18 protein-coding genes and 1 tRNA gene are annotated in these 21125 nt (G+C 37.4%); 12 read left to right on the forward strand and 7 right to left on the reverse strand.

The genetic code is table 11. From position 1 onward, the window contains the following. The first annotated feature begins 13 nt into the window (after positions 1–13). Positions 14–1411 carry a SusD/RagB family nutrient-binding outer membrane lipoprotein gene (locus ACN1CD_RS12525; protein ID WP_419130729.1) on the forward strand — a complete coding sequence of 466 codons (1398 nt, stop codon included), beginning with the start codon at positions 14–16 and terminating at the stop codon, positions 1409–1411. A 203-nt stretch (positions 1412–1614) separates the two neighbouring features. Here ACN1CD_RS12525 and ACN1CD_RS12530 read toward each other — a convergent pair. Further along, a tRNA-Arg gene (locus ACN1CD_RS12530) sits at positions 1615–1686 on the reverse strand. 800 nt (positions 1687–2486) lie between these two features. Continuing rightward, the gene (locus tag ACN1CD_RS12535; RefSeq protein WP_419130730.1) at positions 2487–3326 is read right to left on the reverse strand and encodes an MBL fold metallo-hydrolase; all 840 of its coding nucleotides are present in this window, start codon (positions 3324–3326) and stop codon (positions 2487–2489) included. A gap of 164 nt (positions 3327–3490) precedes the next feature. Between ACN1CD_RS12535 and ACN1CD_RS12540 the strand changes: the two genes are divergently transcribed. Further along, positions 3491–4357, forward strand: coding sequence for an AraC family transcriptional regulator (locus tag ACN1CD_RS12540; RefSeq protein WP_419130731.1), 867 nt, complete (start codon positions 3491–3493; stop codon positions 4355–4357). Positions 4358–4416: 59 nt separating this feature from the next. Here the strand turns inward: ACN1CD_RS12540 and ACN1CD_RS12545 are convergent, their stop codons facing one another. Together ACN1CD_RS12545 and ACN1CD_RS12550 are read right to left on the reverse strand one after the other, a co-directional pair. After that, complete coding sequence (locus ACN1CD_RS12545; protein ID WP_419130732.1) at positions 4417–4806, reverse strand: nuclear transport factor 2 family protein; 390 nt, start codon at positions 4804–4806, stop codon at positions 4417–4419. Between the two features lie 7 nt (positions 4807–4813). After that, positions 4814–5710, reverse strand: a complete 897-nt coding sequence (locus ACN1CD_RS12550; RefSeq protein WP_419130733.1) for an SDR family oxidoreductase — start codon at positions 5708–5710, stop codon at positions 4814–4816. Between the two features lie 114 nt (positions 5711–5824). Here ACN1CD_RS12550 and ACN1CD_RS12555 point away from each other — a divergent pair, with 114 nt between their 5' ends. Both ACN1CD_RS12555 and ACN1CD_RS12560 read left to right on the forward strand, forming a co-directional pair. Beyond that, positions 5825–6157, forward strand: a complete 333-nt coding sequence (locus ACN1CD_RS12555) for a winged helix-turn-helix transcriptional regulator (RefSeq protein WP_419130734.1) — start codon at positions 5825–5827, stop codon at positions 6155–6157. A 279-nt stretch (positions 6158–6436) separates the two neighbouring features. Then, positions 6437–8140 carry an ArnT family glycosyltransferase gene (locus tag ACN1CD_RS12560; protein WP_419130735.1) on the forward strand — a complete coding sequence of 568 codons (1704 nt, stop codon included), beginning with the start codon at positions 6437–6439 and terminating at the stop codon, positions 8138–8140. Here ACN1CD_RS12560 and ACN1CD_RS12565 read toward each other — a convergent pair. After that, positions 8132–10240 (reverse strand): ATP-binding protein, encoded by a 2109-nt coding sequence (locus tag ACN1CD_RS12565; protein WP_419130736.1) that lies wholly within the window; start codon positions 10238–10240, stop codon positions 8132–8134. The genes ACN1CD_RS12560 and ACN1CD_RS12565 overlap by 9 nt on opposite strands. Before the next feature lie 532 nt (positions 10241–10772). Beyond that, complete coding sequence (locus tag ACN1CD_RS12570; protein WP_419130737.1) at positions 10773–10961, reverse strand: Sec-independent protein translocase subunit TatA/TatB; 189 nt, start codon at positions 10959–10961, stop codon at positions 10773–10775. 227 nt (positions 10962–11188) lie between these two features. On the opposite strand from ACN1CD_RS12570, the gene ACN1CD_RS12575 reads away from it, so the two are divergent. The 8 genes from ACN1CD_RS12575 to ACN1CD_RS12610 all read left to right on the forward strand — a co-directional run bounded on the left by ACN1CD_RS12575 (position 11189) and on the right by ACN1CD_RS12610 (position 20380). Beyond that, the gene (locus tag ACN1CD_RS12575) at positions 11189–11716 is read left to right on the forward strand and encodes an OmpA family protein (protein ID WP_419130738.1); all 528 of its coding nucleotides are present in this window, start codon (positions 11189–11191) and stop codon (positions 11714–11716) included. A 177-nt stretch (positions 11717–11893) separates the two neighbouring features. Further along, a complete protein-coding gene (locus tag ACN1CD_RS12580; protein ID WP_419130740.1) occupies positions 11894–12727 on the forward strand; it encodes an alpha/beta fold hydrolase in 834 nt (277 codons plus the stop codon). A 1139-nt stretch (positions 12728–13866) separates the two neighbouring features. Then, positions 13867–14382 carry a hypothetical protein gene (locus tag ACN1CD_RS12585; protein WP_419130741.1) on the forward strand — a complete coding sequence of 172 codons (516 nt, stop codon included), beginning with the start codon at positions 13867–13869 and terminating at the stop codon, positions 14380–14382. A gap of 137 nt (positions 14383–14519) precedes the next feature. Next, the gene (locus ACN1CD_RS12590; protein ID WP_419130742.1) at positions 14520–15869 is read left to right on the forward strand and encodes a M28 family metallopeptidase; all 1350 of its coding nucleotides are present in this window, start codon (positions 14520–14522) and stop codon (positions 15867–15869) included. Between the two features lie 43 nt (positions 15870–15912). Then, positions 15913–16386: a TspO/MBR family protein gene (locus ACN1CD_RS12595; protein ID WP_419130743.1), complete on the forward strand. Its 474-nt coding sequence runs from the start codon at positions 15913–15915 to the stop codon at positions 16384–16386. Between the two features lie 49 nt (positions 16387–16435). Next, positions 16436–18733, forward strand: a complete 2298-nt coding sequence (locus ACN1CD_RS12600) for a patatin-like phospholipase family protein (RefSeq protein ID WP_419130744.1) — start codon at positions 16436–16438, stop codon at positions 18731–18733. Beyond that, positions 18730–19260 carry a hypothetical protein gene (locus ACN1CD_RS12605; RefSeq protein WP_419130745.1) on the forward strand — a complete coding sequence of 177 codons (531 nt, stop codon included), beginning with the start codon at positions 18730–18732 and terminating at the stop codon, positions 19258–19260. Before ACN1CD_RS12600 ends, ACN1CD_RS12605 begins: the two co-directional genes overlap by 4 nt. A gap of 205 nt (positions 19261–19465) precedes the next feature. Then, positions 19466–20380, forward strand: coding sequence for an exopolyphosphatase (locus ACN1CD_RS12610; RefSeq protein WP_419130746.1), 915 nt, complete (start codon positions 19466–19468; stop codon positions 20378–20380). A 3-nt stretch (positions 20381–20383) separates the two neighbouring features. Here ACN1CD_RS12610 and ACN1CD_RS12615 read toward each other — a convergent pair whose 3' ends face one another. Next, positions 20384–21061: a hypothetical protein gene (locus ACN1CD_RS12615; RefSeq protein WP_419130748.1), complete on the reverse strand. Its 678-nt coding sequence runs from the start codon at positions 21059–21061 to the stop codon at positions 20384–20386. Positions 21062–21125: the final 64 nt, after the last annotated feature.

The raw sequence follows: 21125 nt of genomic DNA on the forward strand, positions 1-21125 counted from the left end.
AGAAATAATCAACATGAAAAAGATATATTTTATTCTAAGTTTTGCATTGATGACGGCTTTCGCTGGATGCAAAAAATATATAGACGTTAATTACGATCCAAACAGGCCAATAGATGTAAAGGAGTCGCTCATGCTGCCGCCAATACAGATGCTGATCTCACAAAATATTAATGCTTCCGGCGATGCCAATCTGAGTGTGGTTCTTCAGCAATACCTGCAGGTAATGGCACTAAACCAGGTTGCGCCCAACTTTGGCACTTACCAAATGTTCAGCGTAGACATGGATGGCGACTGGAATAACGTATACGTGCGAACACTTAACAACCTTAACATACTTAGTACAAAGGCCACTTCTAACGGTAACTCTAAATATGCTGCGATTTCGAAGATTTTGAGCGCTTACACTTTGGGTTATGCAACTGATGCCTGGGGAGATCTTCCATACAGTCAGGCTTTTAAAGGAACTACAACACCTACCCCGGTTTATGATACTCAACAACAGATTTATGTGCAAATTCAGCGCTTATTAGATGAAAGCATCTCAGATATCGATCGGAATACTGGCTTAGCACCCGGTGCAGATGACCTGATGTACCTGGGAAACATGGCAAAATGGAAAAAACTTGCCTACACCTTAAAAGCGCGTTATTATATGCACCTTACCAAAGCCCCCGGTACAACGGCCGCAGCACAGGCGCAACTGGCATTAACCGCGCTAGCCAATGGTATGCAAGATAATAGCGACGATTGTAAAATAGCTTTTAGTGGTGCTGCAGGTGCAGAAAACCCATGGCAACAGAACTTTTTACCAGGCACAACATTCGTGCTGGCCAATACTTTTGTTGACAACTTTAAATTGAGAAATGATCCAAGATTAAGCAAAATGATTAAGCCTGCCGTTCAGACAGGTTTATATACCGGCAGACAAATTGGACTTGAAGAGATTGGCAGTTTAGAATCGTACTCCATTCCTGCTGAGTTTTATGCAAGTGCAAGTGCCAGTAATTACTTGGTTAATTATACTGAAGCTGCTTTTTTAAAAGCGGAAGCTACTTTCATTCTTTCCGGTGCAAATGCTGCACAACCATTTTATACAGAAGGTGTTCAGCGCCATATGGACAAAGTTGGGGTAAGCACTACTGATGCAAATAATTACCTGGCCGCAAGAGGTACGTTAAATGCTTCAAATGCCCTCCGCTTAATTATAGAGGAAAAATTTATATCTAATTTCCTTAATTCGGAAAATTATACCGACTGGCGTAGAACGGGATTTCCGGCTTTAACAAGGGTAAAAAATGCGCTGTCTGAGATTCCAAGAAGGGTTTTATATCCAAATTCGGAAATCACTTCAAATCCACAACCGCAACAACGAGCTAAAATTGTAGATCGTTTATGGTGGGATAATAATTAAGTTTTTTTAAGCAATTAAAAAAGAGGTTGCATCATTGAAAAAAATGAGCAACCTCTTTTTTGTTGCTTTCTTAGCCTTTACCTAAGAAATGATAGATACACTTAAAATTTTGGTAGAAGGAGTCAACCAGAGTTGCTAAAAAAGAAAGGAAGCCATCGTGCTTCCTTTCTTTTTTAATGTTCAGTAAGAATTAATTCTTTTTGTGTTCCCAGAGGGATTCGAACCCCCATCGGTGGTACCGGAAACCACAATTCTATCCATTGAACTATGGGAACTTCGAGCGGCAAATATATAACTTGCCAGGCAATTTTGGCGTATGAAAATAAAAATAGTGCAATATAATTTTGAGAACCTGAGATTGAAGATCAGGGCAACAAGTTTAACTTACGAAGTTTCAAAGGGAAAGCGCGTAACAGAACTTCGTCAGTTTAATTAACTTATTAAGGCATTAAGAATTATTGTCATTCAGAGGGGTAATTTATTTTATAAAAATCAATATAAATGACGTTTGTGCAGGATATAGGTTCTGCGATATGCAATTCCTACCGATTTATCTGGAGGTGCCCGCAAGGCGGGGTTATTAATTTGTCCTGGCCAGACGGGCTTTTTTCTTTTGGCATCAAAAGAAACAAAACCGAGCATTTCTACGAGCTCATTAATACAGAAAAAAAACAATAAATAACACATTAATAAATGTCGGCTTAAAATTTTTGTTTTAAAGTTTGTGGTTAGGCTTAAATAAGCTATCCCCAAAAATTTGTTAGGCCGATTTGAGCGGAACGAAGATGCAATACTTAGGCTTAGCCAGGCGAAAACAAAAATAGTAAAAAGACTCATTATCAATTAATTGAAAATAACGTCAATGGTAGCGCAACGAAAAATCCCCAACCTACAAAGCACAGAACCAAATCAAGTCCATTTATTTGAAACATTAAGACATTAAGGTAAAACTTCATAATTAAACACGGGCGTCATTCTGAACTTGATTCAGAACCTATTTTGTGATAATCCAGAAAATATGAAAACCCACTAAGCACAGAACATAACCCTACCCCACTTATAGCCTCAATGGTAATTAATTTGCAAGATAAAACGTCTCCGTATCTTTCAGAATTACTAATTTATCTTTAGCGACATGGTTTTTTGCTGCTTCTTTACCAAGAGAAACTCTCGTGGTACGGCAATGATCCAAAGCATCCATATGGACTGCAATAACTTTCGCGTTGCCACTTGAAGCAATTAAATCCATTGTCTGTTTTTCATCCATAATGATTGGAACATTTTCAAATCCCTTAATCTGAGCACCACCAGAGTTAACCACAATAATATCTGGCTTAATCCTTTTAATATTTTCCTTTATATGATCTGTCCAGATGGCATCTCCCATAATATATATCGTAGGCAGACCAGTTGCACTAAGAATAAAGCCCGAAGTTTTACCCATCATTTCCAGCACCTTGCCCGATCCATGCGCTCCGTTTACCCTTTCAATATTAATATTTTCCCATTTTGTTTTATGCTCAAGTGTTTCTGCATTTGTGTATCCCCTTGAACTAAAGAATGTTTTATCTGCAGGCTGATTGATGATTTTAATAGATTTGCTTAATTCCTTATTGGCAGCATCGTCAAAATGATCTGCGTGAGTGTGAGAAACCAAAACCAAATCAACACTATCCGTAATTTGCTGCATCGGTAGTTTTAAATCCACTGTAGGATTTTTGGCAATGCCAGCCCAAGATTCAAATGCCCCTTTTGGAGATAGCATTGGATCTACTAAAATTTTGTGTCCACCATAATGAATGATTAGTGTGGCATTTCGTATGAGCTGAATACTAGGTTTTGAATTAGAGCTACTTTGGCTAAATGCGATTATTGCTGTTATCGATAAAATAACTGATAATAGTACTTTTTTCATGATTTAATATTTTTTTTACTAAATTTCCTTCATCGGAAAAGAAACAAAGTTCATTAGAAAATTATGGTTTAAGGATATCAAATCAAGCTTAAATACTAGCATTTTGATAAGCATCCAAAATAAATAATAGCGATTTTTATTCCTTGTATTTGAATCAAAAAAAATTGAAAACAATAAAGTTTCACAAAGGTGAATGCGGTGTAGATTTTCTGTTAAATGTATTAACCGAAAAGGATATTGATTACAGGCAGAATACAACCTTTAACACTGACTATTTTGAAATTTTGTTTTTCAAAAAAGCAGAAGGTTTTGTCTTCCTTAATGAAAAGAAAATTACTGTTTCAAATAATTCCCTGGTCTTTATCTCTCCATATCAAAAGCGAAGTTGGAATTTGAATGTGGGCAACCTGGAAGTTACTGCATTAATATTTCAGGAAGAATTCCTGAATGATTTTTTTTCTGATAAGCTCTTCACCTATCGGCTGCTATATTTTTACCAGTTAAACTTTCCGCTATCCATAACAGTTAGTGAAGAAGACCTTCTCAAATATTGCGGGAGTTTAACCGAGATCAAGTCTGAACTGATAGATAGTAAATTTGATAGTTCTCACATTATTCGCTCCCTGGTTTACTATCTTTTACAGTCACTTAATCGCCAATACGCCACTCAACAGGGATTATCTTTGAATATGGAGGGTAATAATCAAATACCATTTTTATTCAAAAACCTGATCGAGTTACATTTTCGGGAAAAACAGCGCGTTAGTGACTATATCGATATGCTAGGCGTAAGTAGAATTTCTCTTAATAAAGTAGTAAAAGCACAATTTCAAGTTACATCAAGTCAACTGCTGAAACAACGCCTAATATTTGAAATTCAGAATCAGATTATTCATTCCAATAAGACGATAAATGAAATTGCTTATGACTTAAACTTTTCTGAGCCAAACAATCTGATGCGCTTTTTTAAATCTCAAACAGGTTTGACTACTTCAGAATTTATAGAAGAGAAAAACCTGCGTTTAAAATAAAAAAACGAAGCGGCATGGCTTAAATTGCCAACCGTCCCCGTTTATATTACTTAAGGTTTTTACTTTCCCCAAAATTCATCATCCACTTGTTGATTGTATGAGAATGTCCAGACGTAAACAATCTTTCCCGCCTTAACTTCAAATAGGTCCATTCCACCCAGCGCCATACTATTCATTTCTTTTTTTGCGGTAAACCAAACAGGAACTGCTACCAGCTCCCCACTTTCCATCATTGCGCCATCAGGTTTTACTGTCATGTTCCCCGATGTATCAGTCATTATGCCTTCAAACATTTTGAAAATTTCATCAAGATTATTCTTCAATCCAGAAAACTTATTGTTTCCTGGCTGGCTCCATTTGGTTTCTGGTGTAAAGAAGGATAGTGCTTTCTCCACTTCACCATTTGCCAAAGCATCAAAGTATGATGCTACAACTTCTTTTGCTTCCATGTGTTAATTATTTAATAAAAAAGCTTTTGTTATCTCTTGCCCATTGCGCTAAGGAAGTCATTTCAACAGGTAATTTTTCCAGAATATCACTCATGTTTGGATTAAATTTAGAAGGATATTCCTTTGCATTTTGCAAGAATTCGTAAAAGGATGCAACAGCTGCTGCGGCTGCTTCACCTACAAATGGAGCAAGAATACCTTTAAATTCTGCAGGTGGTTGGGTATAATAAACTATTTTTTCGTCAACGCCGGTTGAAAACCTATCTGCCAACTCCTCACCCTTTAAGTTTTCCAAACCACTTACCTGGAAAGTATCAGCTTTCAAATCAGGATGATAAATAGCTTCAACCACTAGCGCACTCACATCTCTGGAAGCGATCCATCCGATAGGCATTGCTTCAGGAGTAGGATAGGCTAATTTCCTTTCACTAGAAATAAATGGCGCACAAAAGCCACCCATCATATTTTCCATGTAAATTGTGGGTTCGATAATTACATAATCCAGTCCACTTTTTACCAGGTAATCTCTCACATCTAATTTAACATCATCAGTGGGTATACCAGTTTTTTGTTCGGGAAGCCAGCCACTGGTATTCCAAACAATCTTTTTGATCTTATTAACCTTGGCAGCATCAATAACATTTTTAGAAAATTCCAATCCATCAAAAGGATTTGGTAAAGAAACCGGAATCATAAAGGCAATTGCATCAATGTTTTGGGTAATCTCTAACATTCTGGCAGCGTTGCTCATATCCCCTAAAACAGGCTCCGCTCCGGCCGCTTTTAATTTTCCAAAACTTTTCTCAGTGCTCGTTGCAGCAATTACTTGGGCACCTTTTTTATTTGCTTCTGCTATAATATTAAACTGTTGTGAGCCGGTGGCTCCAAAAACTAAAATTCTCATTTTTTCTATGGTTATAAAGTTAAACTTGAACAAATTTCAATAATTACCTACCTTTGTACAAGTACCTACTGAACGGTAGGGTACTTACTCTTTAGTTAGAATAGCTGAATATCAATGGAAAAAAAATTAAAAGAAATTATACCTTGCGACGATAATTGTCCTGTTAAAGCATCTTTAGGTCTTCTAGGTGGTAAATGGACACTACTGATTATCTTCCAGATTAATGATGATGTGATGAGATATGGCGAGTTGAAAAGAGCTATTCCAAGTATAAGTGAGAAAATGCTTATACAAGAGTTAAATATGCTTGTCGAAAATAAACTTGTTATTAAGAAAGCTTATCCTGAGATCCCTCCCAGAGTAGAATATCGATTGACAGAACTTGGCCTGAAAACAATGCCGATTATAGAAAAGTTAATTGAATTTGGTCAGGGAAATTTAGTATAATTCAGCAAGATATTATAAGCACCTAAAAAATAACTACTGAAGAAATTCAAAGGGTAAATCATCATTAAAATTAATTGCTCAATTATTAATAAAATCTACAGATTCACCTAAAATATTTTTTTTTAAATCCATCTGATGTAAATTGGTGTTATAGAAGCTATGTATATCATCAACCGTCAACAAAATTGGGGTCGCTTAAATTTGAAGCAAGTATAAATTTATGAATGATAGCATCCTGTTAAGGTTGATCACCTGGAAAAAAAATGGCGTTTGTAGATAATGAATGTAGTTAGCAGAAGTTCGTTTTATGTCTCTAGCCAGGAAAAGAATCATCAGCCAACGCAGAAAGTGTTTTCTAAAACCTTATTGCCGGCATTAAAAACAGGCAAAGAAACCTGGTTGCTTATTGGTTTTTTTGGTCTTTTAAAATTTGGTATTCATTTAACAGGCATTTCTAACTATGGGCTCCACGCAGATGAACTCTATTATATTTCGTTAAGTGAACGTTTTGCCTGGGGGTTTTTAGATATTTCTCCTTTTGTAACCTGGATGGCAAAAATTGCTTCGGCTTTGTTTGGTACTTCCATTACCGCCTGGCGAATTATACCTTGCATTTTCGCTGCCGTAACAGTAATGCTTACCGGATTAATGGCGCATTACCTGGGTGCAAAGAAACTTGGAATTACAATTGCTTGCTCCGCTATTATCTGTTCACCTGCTTTTTTGGCTACCTCCTATCTGCTACAGCCTGTTGTATTCGACGAATTTTTCTGGGCACTTCTGGCCTTCTCCATACTGAGGTTTCAGCAAACGCAGAAAACAGTATTTCTATATCTTGCTGCCTGCGCTTTAGGGTTTGGGATGCTAAATAAATATACCATTGTAATGTACCTTACGGCGATTGTTTTAGGCTGGCTGATCATTTATAACCGGAATTTAAAAATTGTTGGACGAAAGCTGATCGGGCCTGGTTTGCTGTTTACATTGCTTATTGTTCCAAACCTGTTGTGGCAGTGGTTTTATGGCTTTCCAATTTTCGGTTACCTGAAACTGGTGGGAACGCAGGCTTTTTCTCTTGATGTATCTGATTACCTATTCCAGCTCTTTTTCTTTCATGGTGCGGGCGTTTCCGTATGGACAGCAGGTTTTCTCTTCCTCATTATGAAGAAAAACAGGAATAAGTTTAACCTGTTATGGCCGGTTACGCTGGTGATACTCGTAATTTTGCTCGCTTTATTAAAAGGTAAACTGTATTATGGCCTTGGGATGTTCCCGATATTATTTGCTGCCGGAGGTTGTTGCTGGGAAATGATGTTTAAATCTCGTGTGTTGCCAAAGTATATTTTTGTGGGTACCATTTATTTATTCGGTTTACTTTGCCTTCCACTCGTTATCCCGGTTTTCCCTATTTACATTTGCCGCAATTACATAAAAAAAATGGTGGCTTACACTTCATTCTCCAGGCCAATGGTATGGGAAGATGGATCGAGTGGTACTATTCCCCAATTTTTTGCAGATATGACGGGATGGAAAACGCTTTCTGATAAGATCTCAACTGTTCAGCGCAATAATCAGCACAGTAAACCTATGGTGCTCCTTACCGACAATTATGCCATTGCAGGCGCCTTAAAATATTACGCTACATTTTCAACACCTCAGGTTATTTCTGCTAATAATAGTTTTATGCTGGAATCGCCGGTTAATCTTCCATCGGGTACAATACTCTATCTTTCTAAAGATACCAAAGAAGTAGTGGCCAAACTTGCCCGGCATGTGTTACTTTCCGAAGAATTGCAACTGGAAAATTCCCACCTTAAGGGGGTTAACATTTATATCCTTTCGGGTGTAAACGAAACATTTAGAAAAAAGTACATCAATGATCGGAGAAAGTTCTTCAGCCCCATAGAAGGCATCAGCTTAGCTACAATGTCAAAAAAAATAAACGATAAGAATATACTCAGGGTTGTTGCGAACTTATTTTAAGGGGATGGTAAACCAGAAGCTGCTTCCTTCACCTAACTTACTATCTACACCCATTTTTCCTCCATGCCTTTTAATAATTTCGGATGAAATATAAAGGCCAAGCCCCAAACCAGAATAAGCTTTGCCATTGTAGCTCGCTCTGTAATACCGATCGAATAAATAGGGCTGAACATCTTCACTGATTCCATTTCCAAAATCCCTTACCGTAACCTTTGCCTGATCTTCGATCTTTTCTACAATCAGATGAATTTCGGATGAGTCTGATGCATATTTCACCGCATTATTTACAAGGTTTACCAAAACCTGATCAATTCTATGTTCATCTGCAAATACTTCTAAATCCAAATCGCCTTTAATTACCAGATCATATTTACCAGCCACCCGAATATGGTTGCAACAGCTATCAAGCATTTCTGATATTTTGAAAGTTGTTTTTTCCAGTTCCAGCTGGCCTTCGCTAATCCGGTTCATGTTAAGCAGCTCATTAACCAAAGCATTTATCTTCTCCATGCTTTTGCTCGATTGTTCGATCAGTCTCGGCAGCATTTCGTGCGTAGGATTATTTTTCAACTTTGAAAGCAATTGCAAACTTGCCTTTAAACTGGTAATCGGTGTTTTCAACTCGTGACTTGCAATACTGAGGAAATCATCCTTTTGCTGGTCATAGTTTTTTCGGGTGGTAATATCTACACTTACACCGGTTAGGTGGGTAGCTTTTCCATCTGCATCATAGAGCAACATACCAGATGCATTGATCCAATGCAACGATTCATCAGGCCACTTCACCACATATTCTGCATGATACTCAGATTGATTTGCAATTACATCTTCTAAAAGCTCAGTCACGTAAATCCGGTAGTCTGGAACAACCATTTCCAGCAATTTAGTTTGGTTAATTTTATCTTCACCAGCTAGCCCGTAATTATGTTTCCATTGCGCTGAACAAGTAATATCACCAGTTGCAATCTCCATACTGTAAGAACCTAATCTGCCTGCACGCAATGCCATTTCCAGTTGATGGTTAAGCATTTGCTGCTCCTCGCGTGCGGTTACCCGATCAGTAATATCATTAGCAATTACAATAATAGAATTGGTTTCACCTTTGTCATTTTTGAGCGGATAATAAATAAAATCCATATAATGGTCTTTCAGCAAGCCTTCAGAATTCAGTTGTACCACTACTTCTTTTCCGGTATACATTATACCGGTAGTTAAAACATCATCCAGAACAGACAAAATGGGCTCGCCTTTTAACTCAGGCATTGCTACAGCAAAGGGCATTCCAAGCACTGATTTTTGCTTGCCCCAAACACTTAACAACATATCGTTGGCAACCTCAATTGCCAGTTCCCGGCCACTCAGGATTCCGATGGCAATAGGCGCTTTTTTAATAAAAGATTTGAATCGAAGCTCGCTCTTCGCCAGGTTGCTATTTAGAAGAACAGCAAGTTCATACGATTTATTCAGATCTTCATGTAATGCATTAAGTTCTTCATTGGTTGCCGCAAGTTCTTCAATACTTGTCTTAAGATCAAGTTGGGCTGTAATTAAAGAGGTATTTGAGGTGGTGAGTTCATCAATGGTATCTAATGCAGATCTTCGCAATTCAATCTGATCCATGGCCGTGCTGGCCAATCCTTCCAGAATGCTTCGCTCTAAATCTGTAAATATTCTTGGGTGTTGATCGATGATACAAAGTGTACCGATGAGGAAGCCATCATTAGTAATTAAAGGGGCTCCGGCATAGAATCTTAATCCAAAATCGCCTACCACATTCGGATTGGCCATTAAACATGGTTCCTTTAAGGCATCTTCAAATACGGTTACGTTTTTATCTAATACGGCTAGCGCACATAAACTTTTCCCCCTATTGGCTTCTTTAGCTCTCCCCATGCCCACGTTTGCCTTAAAAAACACCGCTTCTGCATCAACTAACGAGAGTAATGAAATGGGAACATTAAAAATTTGGGTAGCCAGTTTGGCAATCCCATCGAAGCTATCTTCGGATGGTGTATCTGAAATTCGGTAACGCTTTAGCGCTTTCAGTCTATCATCATCATTATCGGGCACGATGTTGATGCCAAAGGTATTTTCAATCATTTTCACTGGTGTAACAGCTAAAGCAGAGATATGTTTGAGGTAGAATAGCGTATAAATACTATAGCCGAGATAATTTATAGATGCAGTGATTCTGCAATCGTTATCTTTCCTGAAGGCGTGATTTAAAAGTTCCTTTTAATAAACCTTAATAAGCTCCTCTAAAGCCTTTTAGTAAATCCATTTTATGTTTGCTCCTTTGTTAAATTCCTCATTTTTTTTTACATTATTGCTGATTTTTTTACTCCTATCAGTTTTGATAATTATTGATGTTATTTTTTGATAAAAAACCTGGTTGTAGCGTCTCGCTACGACCAAATCCAATAGCGATTGTGTTAAGATTGCTTCGTATCTCGCAATGACGAGAGTGTTAGGTTAGCGCATAAATTTCTCTCCCGTTGAGCCTATTCGTGACTAGCAATAAAACCGTGTTGATAATATCTGAGCAAACGCATCAGGAAAGTTATCAAAACTTTGAAAATCTGATCACAAAAAAAAGCAACACTGGTATGGTGTTGCTTCTTAAAAAGTGCGATTAAACCTTTTCATTTACTGGTGCTGGAACCGGCTCTTCTGCCTGCCCCTGCTTAAATTCTTTAATCCCTTTGCCTAAGCCTTTCATTAGTTCGGGGATTTTTTTTCCTCCAAACAATAATAATATGGCAACGCCGAGGATGATCATTTCCGGGCCACCTAATAATGCGGCAATAGTGAAATCTTTCATAGGTTCTGTGCTTTTGGTATCTTCATATACGCAAGAAGTTTAATTAAGGTTTTTCAATTATATTTTTAATTTATCAAACTAGCTTTAAAACATCCGTTAACGGTCTCCAATCAGTAAGTAGATTAATGTTTATACAAGTTCTTTAAAAAAGATCGTTATAGCTATAATCGGAATTTTGTATTTTTGATTCAGGCACGAAATTTAACCCTTAAAACCTTAAAAAAAAGATGAACATTAAAAACATTTTATTTACTACGCTCATTGCTTTATCTACGTTAACCTTCTATTCTTGCAAAACGAAAAAACTGGCTGCCAAACCAGCCCCTGCACCGGTAGCTAAACCAGCGCCTCCGGTAGAAGAAAAAAAACCAGAGCCAGTACCAGAAAAAGAAGCTGAACCAGCACCATCTGATAAGCCAAATTTTGACCTCGACAATATTCAGTTTGAATTTAACTCCTTTGTACTTAAAACTTCTTCATTTGCTATTTTAGACAAAGCGGTGGCAGAAATGAAAAAATCGCCAACAACTAAATTCGTATTACATGGCCATTCATCTGCCGAAGGTACACCAGAACATAATATGTCGCTTTCTGTAGACCGTGCAAATTCTGTGAAATCCTATTTCGTAAATGCTGGTTTAAATGGCGATAACTTCACGATAGTTGGACATGGCGAAAAAGAACCTATAAGCACCAATAATAACGAAGAAGGAAGAACATTAAACAGAAGAACAGAGATCAGGGTTAAAAACTAATAGTTTCTTAATTAACCTCACTTCCAGAAACAATCATTTAGATACCTAAGTTCACCTGATTACGGATTGTATTCAGGTCAACTTAGGTATCTTTTTTTTGTCCTTTTGTTCATTATCCAGGATTATTTTGCTTTAGCATCAACAATTTTTAAATTCAACGAAAATTGACAGCTCTATATGGAATCTAAATCAATAGTTGTGCATCCAATCTTAATTAGAAATAATGTTAAAATTCTTGGTGAAGGAAGCCAGGTTATTGTTTTTGCACATGGCTTCGGCTGTGCGCAAACCACTTGGAAATACATTACCGATGCATTTCTGGAAGATTACAAAGTCATTTTATTTGATTACGTTGGTTCGGGGCAATCAGACATCAGCCAATATGATTATCATAAATACGCTACATTAGATGGCTATGCATGTGATGTAATTGATATTATAGAAGCGCTTAATCTTAAAGACATCATTTTTGTAGGCCATTCTGTAAGCAGTATGATTGGCATGATCGCTGCACTGCAAAAACCAGATGTATTTAAAAAATTAGTATTCATTGGGCCTTCGCCTAAATATTTAAATGATAACGATTACATCGGAGGTTTTGAAGCTGGAGACATAGAAAATATTTTCAACCTTATCTCAGAAGATTACCTGGGTTGGGCAAAATCAATTTCACCTAAGGTGATGGCCTGTCCAGACCAACCAGAGTTAACCAATTTTTTACTGGAATGTTTCGAAGAAACCAGTCCGGATATCGCGTTGGCCTTTGCAATGGCCACCTTTAAATCAGACTGCAGAGAAAAATTAAAGGACCTATCCGTTCCCAGCCTCACCCTATCTACCAAAAATGATCCAATGGTTCCGCTGAATGTTGGCGAATACATTAAGGAATATACGCCAGATAATTTCTTAGTGGTAATGAACGCCACCGGCCATTATCCACACATTTGTGCGCCCGAAGAAACCATAAGGGAAATTAAAAACTTTATTTCGTATACGAGCAGTCTGGAATAAGAATATAACTTATTGCCTTCGCATTCATCATCTCCGTCGGAGAATCTGCAAATGAGATTGCTTCATCGTGCCTCTAGTAATGACGATTGCTCAGGATCGTCTTTCTGAACCCAAGAAGAATCGTCTTCCTGAACTTGATTCAGGATCTTTCTTAGATAGGTGCTGAACTGAATTTACTGTGTAGCTTTCCGCTGCGCTACAGGTCAGCATGACGATTCGTGTTAACACATCCCTTCAAAAAATTCGTCATGGCGAGGCAGATTCTTTATCTGCTGAAGCAATCTCCATCGAAGAATCTACAAATGAGATTACTTCATCATGCCTCCTCGCAATGAAGATTCTGCTCAGGGATCGTCTTTCTGAATACCAAGAAGAATCGTCCTCCTGAACTTGTTTCAGGATCTTTCTTAGATAGGTGCTGAACTAAATTTACTGCGTAGCTTTCCGCTGCGCTACAGGTCAGCATGACGATTTGGTGATAGCATTCCCCGATAGTTGTCCTTATGAACCCCACGAAGAATCGTCCTCCTGAACTTGATTCAGGATCTTTCTTAAATAGGTGCTGAAATAAATTTAGCATGACGATTTGGTGATAGCATTCTCCGATAGGTTGTCCTTATGAACCTACGAAGAATCGTCCTCCTGAACTTGTTTCAGGATCTTTCTTAGATAGGTGCTGAACTAAATTTACTGCGTAGCTTTCCGCTGCGCTACAGGTCAGTATGACGATTCGTATTAACACATTCCAATCAACAACCCGTTCATTTTGAACATTTGTCAGGAATAGCCTCTATTTCATAGCGCAATCATCAACTATAATGTAAATGTTTAGTTACTTAATCTGCTTCTAGATAGAAAAATAATGTGAATGTCATACAATGAATAAAATGAATAAATCATTCATTTTGAAAAACCAATTAAATTTTTATAACGTATATACAACCATGCACCTGAAATGTATGCGTTTCAAACGCTCAACGCCATATTTAACAGGATGTTAACAGAATTTAATCAAAACAAAAAAACACATGAACATTATTAAGAAATTTTTCACCTTTTCATTACTTATTTCGTCTGCATACATTAGTAATGCACAAAATGGCATGAGCGAGCCAGTAGATTATACTTTAAAGAATGGTATGAAAATTATCATTTCAGAGAACAGCCATTCGAAAGGTGCATTCTCGAGTTTTACACTAGATTCAAAATCATTTCAAAATAAAAAAGATGGTATTGTAGAATTACTAAATGCCGTACTTAATGAGAGCGTGGTAAAAAACGACAATATTGTTTTTAAAGATAATAGTGGAAGGCTGTCAACAAAAAATGCAGATCTTTCTCAAGAGTTAACAAAGATGGCAGCAGTTATTCAAAATGCTACAATTAATCAAAAAACATTTAATATCGGCAAAGCAAAACTATTAACCAGCTTAAAGTTAAAGGATTACGATTTTGACCAGACAGTGAATGAAAAATCTATTTCAGCATTAAGCTTATTAGATGTACAAGCTTTCTACAATGAAATATCACCAGAAAAAACATTTTTAACAGTAGCGGGCGATGTAAACTTAGCAAATGCAAAAGTGGCAGTAAAAAACGCTTTTGGAAACTGGAAAAAATCAGGTATACACGAAATAACTAACGAAGCCAAATAATTTTTGTTATCTCACTTTAAAGCTTCTGAATTTAGTTTCAGGAGCTTTTTTTATGCGTAAAATGTTACAGGATTTTCGCATTCATTCATTTTCAATGCTGTAAACATTCAATATCTTAGCGCATCAATTAGCTTCATATGAAAAAAACCTACGCCTTATTGCTTGTTTCATTTTTAATTACCTCGGTTCATGCACAAACCACGGTTAACCGTCATGCCGATATTGATAAAATGGTTAAATCTGTAAATCAAGATTCCATGAAATCATATATTTCAAAAATGGTTTCATTTGGCACCAGGAATACGCTAAGTGATATAAAAAGTAAAACCAAAGGAATTGGTGCAGCCAGGAATTGGGTGGTAAGTAAGTTTAACCAGTTTGCTAAACAAAATGATGGCAGGCTTACCGCTTACCTGGATACCACAACCTTTAAGCCCGATGGAAAACGCATCGATCAGCCAACGCTTTTAGGAAACGCTGTTGCGGTATTGAAGGGAACAGACCCTAATGATAAAAGGGTTTATGTAGTGAGCGGGCATTTAGATAGCCGCGTTACGGACGTAATGAACAGAACAAGTAATGCTCCGGGAGCCAATGATGACGGGAGTGGTGTTGCAGGTGTAATGGAAGCGGCCAGAATAATGAGCCAATATAAGTTTTCTGCTACCATCATTTTCGTAGCGGTAGGTGGCGAAGAGCAATCTTTATTAGGATCGGGTTTTATGGCTGCTACAGCAAAAAAAGAAGGCTGGAATGTTGATGCAATGCTGAATAATGATATGATTGGCAGCAACAACAGCAGTGAAACACAGATTATTGATAATACCAGGTTACGCGTATTTAGCGAAGGATTACCAGCATACGACTTAGATAAAAATGCTAAAAACATCAGACAGTTTGGCCTGGAAAATGATGGCAAAAGCCGTCAGTTAGCGCGTTATGTTAAAGAGGTTGGCGAACGTTATGTTGATCAACTGGAAGTTAAACTGATTTATAGAAACGACAGGTTTTTGCGTGGCGGCGACCATACGCCATTTGTAGAAAATGGATTTACTGCCGTAAGGATTACTGAAATGAATGAAAACTTTGAGCATCAACATCAGGATTTGAGAACAGAGAACGGCATCAGATATGGAGATCTTCAGGAATTTATGGATTTTGAATACCTTAGAAAAAACACAGGCGTGAATATTGCCGTTTTAGCCAACCTTGCCAAAGCACCAGCTGCACCAACAGAAGTAAAGATCGATGTAAAAAACCTAAGCAATTCTTCCTTTTTATATTGGAAGGCCCCAGCAAATGGAAGCGCGAAAGGCTATTATGTTTTGATACGGGAAACCAGCAGCCCGGTTTGGGAAAAGAAATTTTTCACTACCGCTACAGAACTCAGAATTCCATACAGTAAGGATAATTATTTATTTGCAGTGCAGAGCGTAGGTAGCGAAGATAATGAGAGTTTACCTGTTGTTCCGGGGATTGGCCGCTAAGAAAAAACTAGGTTTTTTAATTGTTTAACCTCAAATTAGCACCATGAAATTTAAGCCTGTTGCATTTATTATCAATATAGCCATCACATTATCCATAGGCGCATTAGGTGGCCTGGCAACAGCACAGTCCGTAAGAACCTGGTATCCAACCTTAAACAAGCCATCTTTTAATCCGCCAAACTGGTTATTTGCACCAGTTTGGACGAGCCTTTATCTTTTAATCGGAATTGCGGCCTATCTGGTTTGGGTAAAAAGAGATCAGATTGTTCATTTTCCAAGAACGGTTGCCATCTACTTTATACAACTGATTTTAAATTTAGCCTGGTCTTTTATATTTTTTTACTTGCATGAAATTGGTTTTGCTTTAGCAGAAATTCTGATGCTCCTAGCTGTGATTATTTTAAATGCCGTGATGTTTTACAAAATCGACAAATGGGCTGGTTTAATTTTTATTCCTTACATCCTATGGGTAAGTTTTGCATCATTTTTAACTTATAACCTATTCATATTGAATTAATTTTAAAAGAAAACCTTATTTTAGAGGAGTGGTAGCTTTTAAAAGATCTTTGCTGATACTCTTCGTACTGTGCTATACCCAATTGCATGCGCAAAAGGTAGGTCTGGTTTTTAGTGGCGGCGGTGCAAAAGGCTTAGCCCATATTGGCACATTAAAAGCACTCGAAGAAAACCACATTCCAATAGATTATATTACCGGAACATCAATGGGCGGTATTGTTGGTGCAATGTATGCTTCAGGCTATTCGCCCTTAGAAATAGAAAAAATAGCGGTAAGCGATGAATTTCAAAATTGGGTAAATGGCCGTTACACCAGTGATTATACTTATTATTTTCAAAAGAAAGCGCCAAACGCATCCATGCTTACAGCAAAAGTGGCGATAGATACTGGTTTTCATTTTAGCTTCCGATCCAATCTGATCAATGATATTCCACTAAATTTTGCTTTTTTGGAACTGTTTTCTCAGGCCTCAGCCGTATCCAAAGATGATTTTAATAACCTCTTTGTACCCTACCGTTGTATGGTGGCCGATGTGCTTTCGCAAAAAAGTATCACCGTAAGTAAAGGCAGTTTAGCAGAGGCCGTTCGGGCCACAATGACGGTTCCTATTATCTATCGGCCCATCAAGCTCGATGGAAAATATGTTTTTGATGGTGGGTTGTACAACAACTTCCCTGCAGATGTGATGGTGAAAGAGTTTAAGCCAGATTACATGATTGGCGCCAATGTATCTTCCAAAACCTATAATGAATACCCAAAAAACACCGACGATAGGCTAATGAACCGCTTTTTGGTTTATATGTTTCTTTCCAAATCAGACTCTACCATGATTGGTGAAAATGGTGTTTATATTCAGCCAGAACTGGCAGAATACAGTGTAACTAACTTCGGACCAGTTAAAGAACTGATTAAAAAAGGTTATGATGCCACCATGGCGAATATGCCACGAATAAAGGAATTAATTAAAAGACGGGTGAGTGATGATGAACTGGCGCAAAAAAGAGCGAAATTCAATTCAAGAAAACCCGACTTAAAATTTAGTAATGTCTCTGTTTCAGGGGTAAATAGCCAGCAAAAGAAATACATCGAAAGGTTGTTTAAAAGCGATCAGGCCACTTTCAACTTACAGGATATTAAACGTGGTTATTACAAGCTAGTTGCCGATCAGACTTTCGAAACCGTTTATCCAAAAATTTCCTATCAACCCACAACTGATAGTTATACTTTTGAAGTGGTGGCGCAGCCGAAGAAAAGTTTTAAGCTCGAACTGGGTGGTAACATTTCTACCCGCCCCATCAGCAATGTTTTTTTGGGCGCAGAATACAATTACTTAAACCGCAAGGCCTATACTTTTGGTACCAGTTTTTATTCTGGTCGCTTTTATGAATCCGTTCAATTAAACGGCCGGGTAGATTACCCAACAAAATTACCCCTGTTTTTGGCCGCAGAACTAACCTACAACCACTGGAATTACTATAATACCAGTCAGATTTTTATCGAAAATCCGCGTCCAATTTACATCGAACAATCTGATAGAAAGATTGATCTGATGATGGGCGTTCCGTTAAATTACAACACCAAAATTGTTTTACATTCTACTTTCATCAATAACAATGACCGTTACAGTCCAAACAACACATTTTCGGTAGGTGATTTGTTCGATCAAACCATTTTTAATGGTTTCAGGGGATCGTTAAACCTGGAGAAAAATTCGTTAAATAGAAAACAGTATGCCACCAACGGACAAAATTTCTCCCTTAGCTTTAATTATACCACGGGTAGAGAAAACTATAACCCCGGCAACATATTTCGCAATACGCCAGGTTTTATTGAAGCTGATGCAATTAGTCGGTTACACCATTGGGGCAGTATAAAGATTACCCAGGAAAATTATTTTCTACACCTAAAAAAATATACGCTGGGTTACATTATCGAGGGTGTTGTTTCAAACCAGCCCTTATTTAACAATTATTATTCAACCTTATTGGTGTCTCCAGCCTTCTACCCGCTTCAGGATAGCCGTTCACTTTTCCTTGATAAATTTCGTGCCTCTACCTATGCTGCCGGAGGATTAAAGAATATTTACAATCTTAAAAAAAATCTGGATCTCAGAGGAGAAGCTTACTTATTCCTGCCACACAAAGAATTTGAACGTTCTGGCTTTCAGGATATAACCTATGCAAAAGCTGTTACCAAAATCCGATACGCCGCAACAGCTGGCATGGTTTACCATACACCCCTCGGCCCTGTTAGCTTAAGTTATAATATATATAATGATGCCATTAAAAGAAATGGTGTATTATTGCATATCGGTTATTTAATTTACAATAAACGTTCTATCGAATGAAACAAATCATCCTATTTTGCTCGCTCTGCTTAATTGCATTTTTTAGCTCAGCCCAAACAGCAAGCATTAACAATTTCCTGGTGAAGGAAAATCTGATTAAAAATAATAAGCTGGCCATTATAGCCGCCGATTCATTGAATGTTCCGAATGAAAATATCAACGGCACTTATACTTTCAGCGTAAGCGGATTTACGCAGGTACTCAAATTTAATGATGGCATAGCTGTTTTACCACTACCAATAGATAAATCTACTTTTGTTTATATTAAACATCAAAACGATTCTGGCACACACAGTAAGCTCATTTACGTTTACAAAAAAGAGAATGACCTTAATCCTTACACCATCAATAGCCTATGGCTGTTTATTATTCCAATTGCACTTGTAGTCATTGCATTCGCATTTAGAAAGCTTATTATATTCGTCGTAATTGCATTTTTGGTGTTCGTATATTTTAACCACAGCGCAGGTTTAAACCTTTCTACATTTTTCGAAAGCATATTTGACGGGTTAAGAAATCTGGTGTAAGAAGCTATCTGAAAATTATAATTTATCAACTTACGAAATTTCAAAAGCCTGTGCGCTGAGGAATTTCGTAAGTTTTGATAACAGTACCCTAAAACTTTCGAAGTATTTCCCACAACAAAGGCCACGAAAACTTCGCAAGTTGATCTTCATTCATGAAATTTAGATAGTTCTAAGTTTTGACAAATTTCCTTAATATTCATCAAATATGCTTGTAGCGGTTATTGATCTTGGTACGAACACCTTTCACCTGCTAATTGCAGAAACAAATGCTCAGGATTTTAAGGTATTGTATAAAACGAATGTTCCGGTAAAGTTGGGAGAGGGAAGAATAAACGATCATATTATTATTCCGGCAGCATTTGAAAGGGGAATTAATTGCCTTAAAAATTTTAAAGAAACAATAGTAAGTTTCCAGGTAGAAAAGGTAAAAGCAACCGCTACCTCTGCCGTTCGCAGTGCAGATAATGGAAAAGATTTCGTAAAGGCAGTAAAAGAACTGGCTGAAATTGATATTGAAATTTTATCAGGAGAGGAAGAAGCTGCACTCATTTACGAAGGCGTAAAATTGAGTGGTGCGATCGAAGAACTATCTTTAATTATGGATATCGGCGGTGGAAGCGTAGAATTTATCCTTTGCGATACCGAAAAACTAATCTGGAAAAAGAGTTACAATATTGGCGCAGCACGTTTAATGCAACGCTTCTTTAATTCGGATCCAATTTCTGATCAGGACAAAAATAATATCCTGGCCCACATACAAGAAGAACTGACAGACTTATTTACAATCTGCAAATACCATCAACCTAAAACGTTAATTGGTTCAGCAGGCGCTTTTGAAACCTTTGCCGAATTAGTAAACAGTGCAAAAAATGAAAAAATTGATGTAGCGGCAATCAAATCCTATGCATTCAACTTTGATGAATACATTGCGCTATCCATTAAACTCATTAATTCCACCCATCAGCAACGTGTAGAAATGCCAGGCATTATTCCCTTGCGGGTAGATATGATTGTAGTTGCTGCCCTAATCACCAACTTTGTTTTGGGCAGACTGAAAATTAATCAGCTCCGGTTATCAACTTACGATTTAAAAATGGGTATTCTGGCTCACCAGTTATAGTACCTAAGATTTCTTTTTAGGATTTTGAATTATAATTTCTCCCATTATCATCGGTTCTTCCTGAAGCACAATGTCATTTTGTTTAATCTTCGAATAATCGATGATCAGTGTTGCAGAATATCTTGGGCTTTGAACAGAAAGTCTATTTTTTGTAACGTCTGGTCCATTATTAAACTTGATTTCGTATTTGCCTTGCTCATCAGTCAGCGCATAATATTTAGTGTTTAGAATCACCAACCGAATACCAGCTTGTGGCTTTTTATCAGGTCCTAAAATTCTTCCTGAAACTTTGTTAACCACTATTGGCTTTTTATCGTCATCATGATTATTAATCGCATTTGAAACTTCTGTAGCTGAAGAATAAACGGCAGCCCTGGCATCTTGCGTAAAGATACTTGCACCAATCGCCAGTACGCCTAAATATTTCATCCAGTTTCTATTGCTCGGCTTAACCAATAAATAATAGTTCAGCTGGTTGAGTTGCATTTCACTAAGACGGCCGCAAACAGATACAGAACCAGATAATACTGAAATAATTTCAGCATTGCTGTATCCGCTAAAATCGATTACATTTTTACTACAGGCTGTACAGAAATTGAAGCCCGCACCTTTTTCCATTTCTTCCCAGTTTTGAGTGCAAAGTTCGCTAATGGTAACTTGTGTTTGTGAATTTTTCATCATGTTGGATTTGCTTAGATGATGAAAAAGAATTTAGGATTCCATAAGTAGTTGCCATTTTAAATCT

The organism is Pedobacter sp. N23S346 (assembly GCF_048515415.1).
Lineage (GTDB): Bacteria > Bacteroidota > Bacteroidia > Sphingobacteriales > Sphingobacteriaceae > Pedobacter.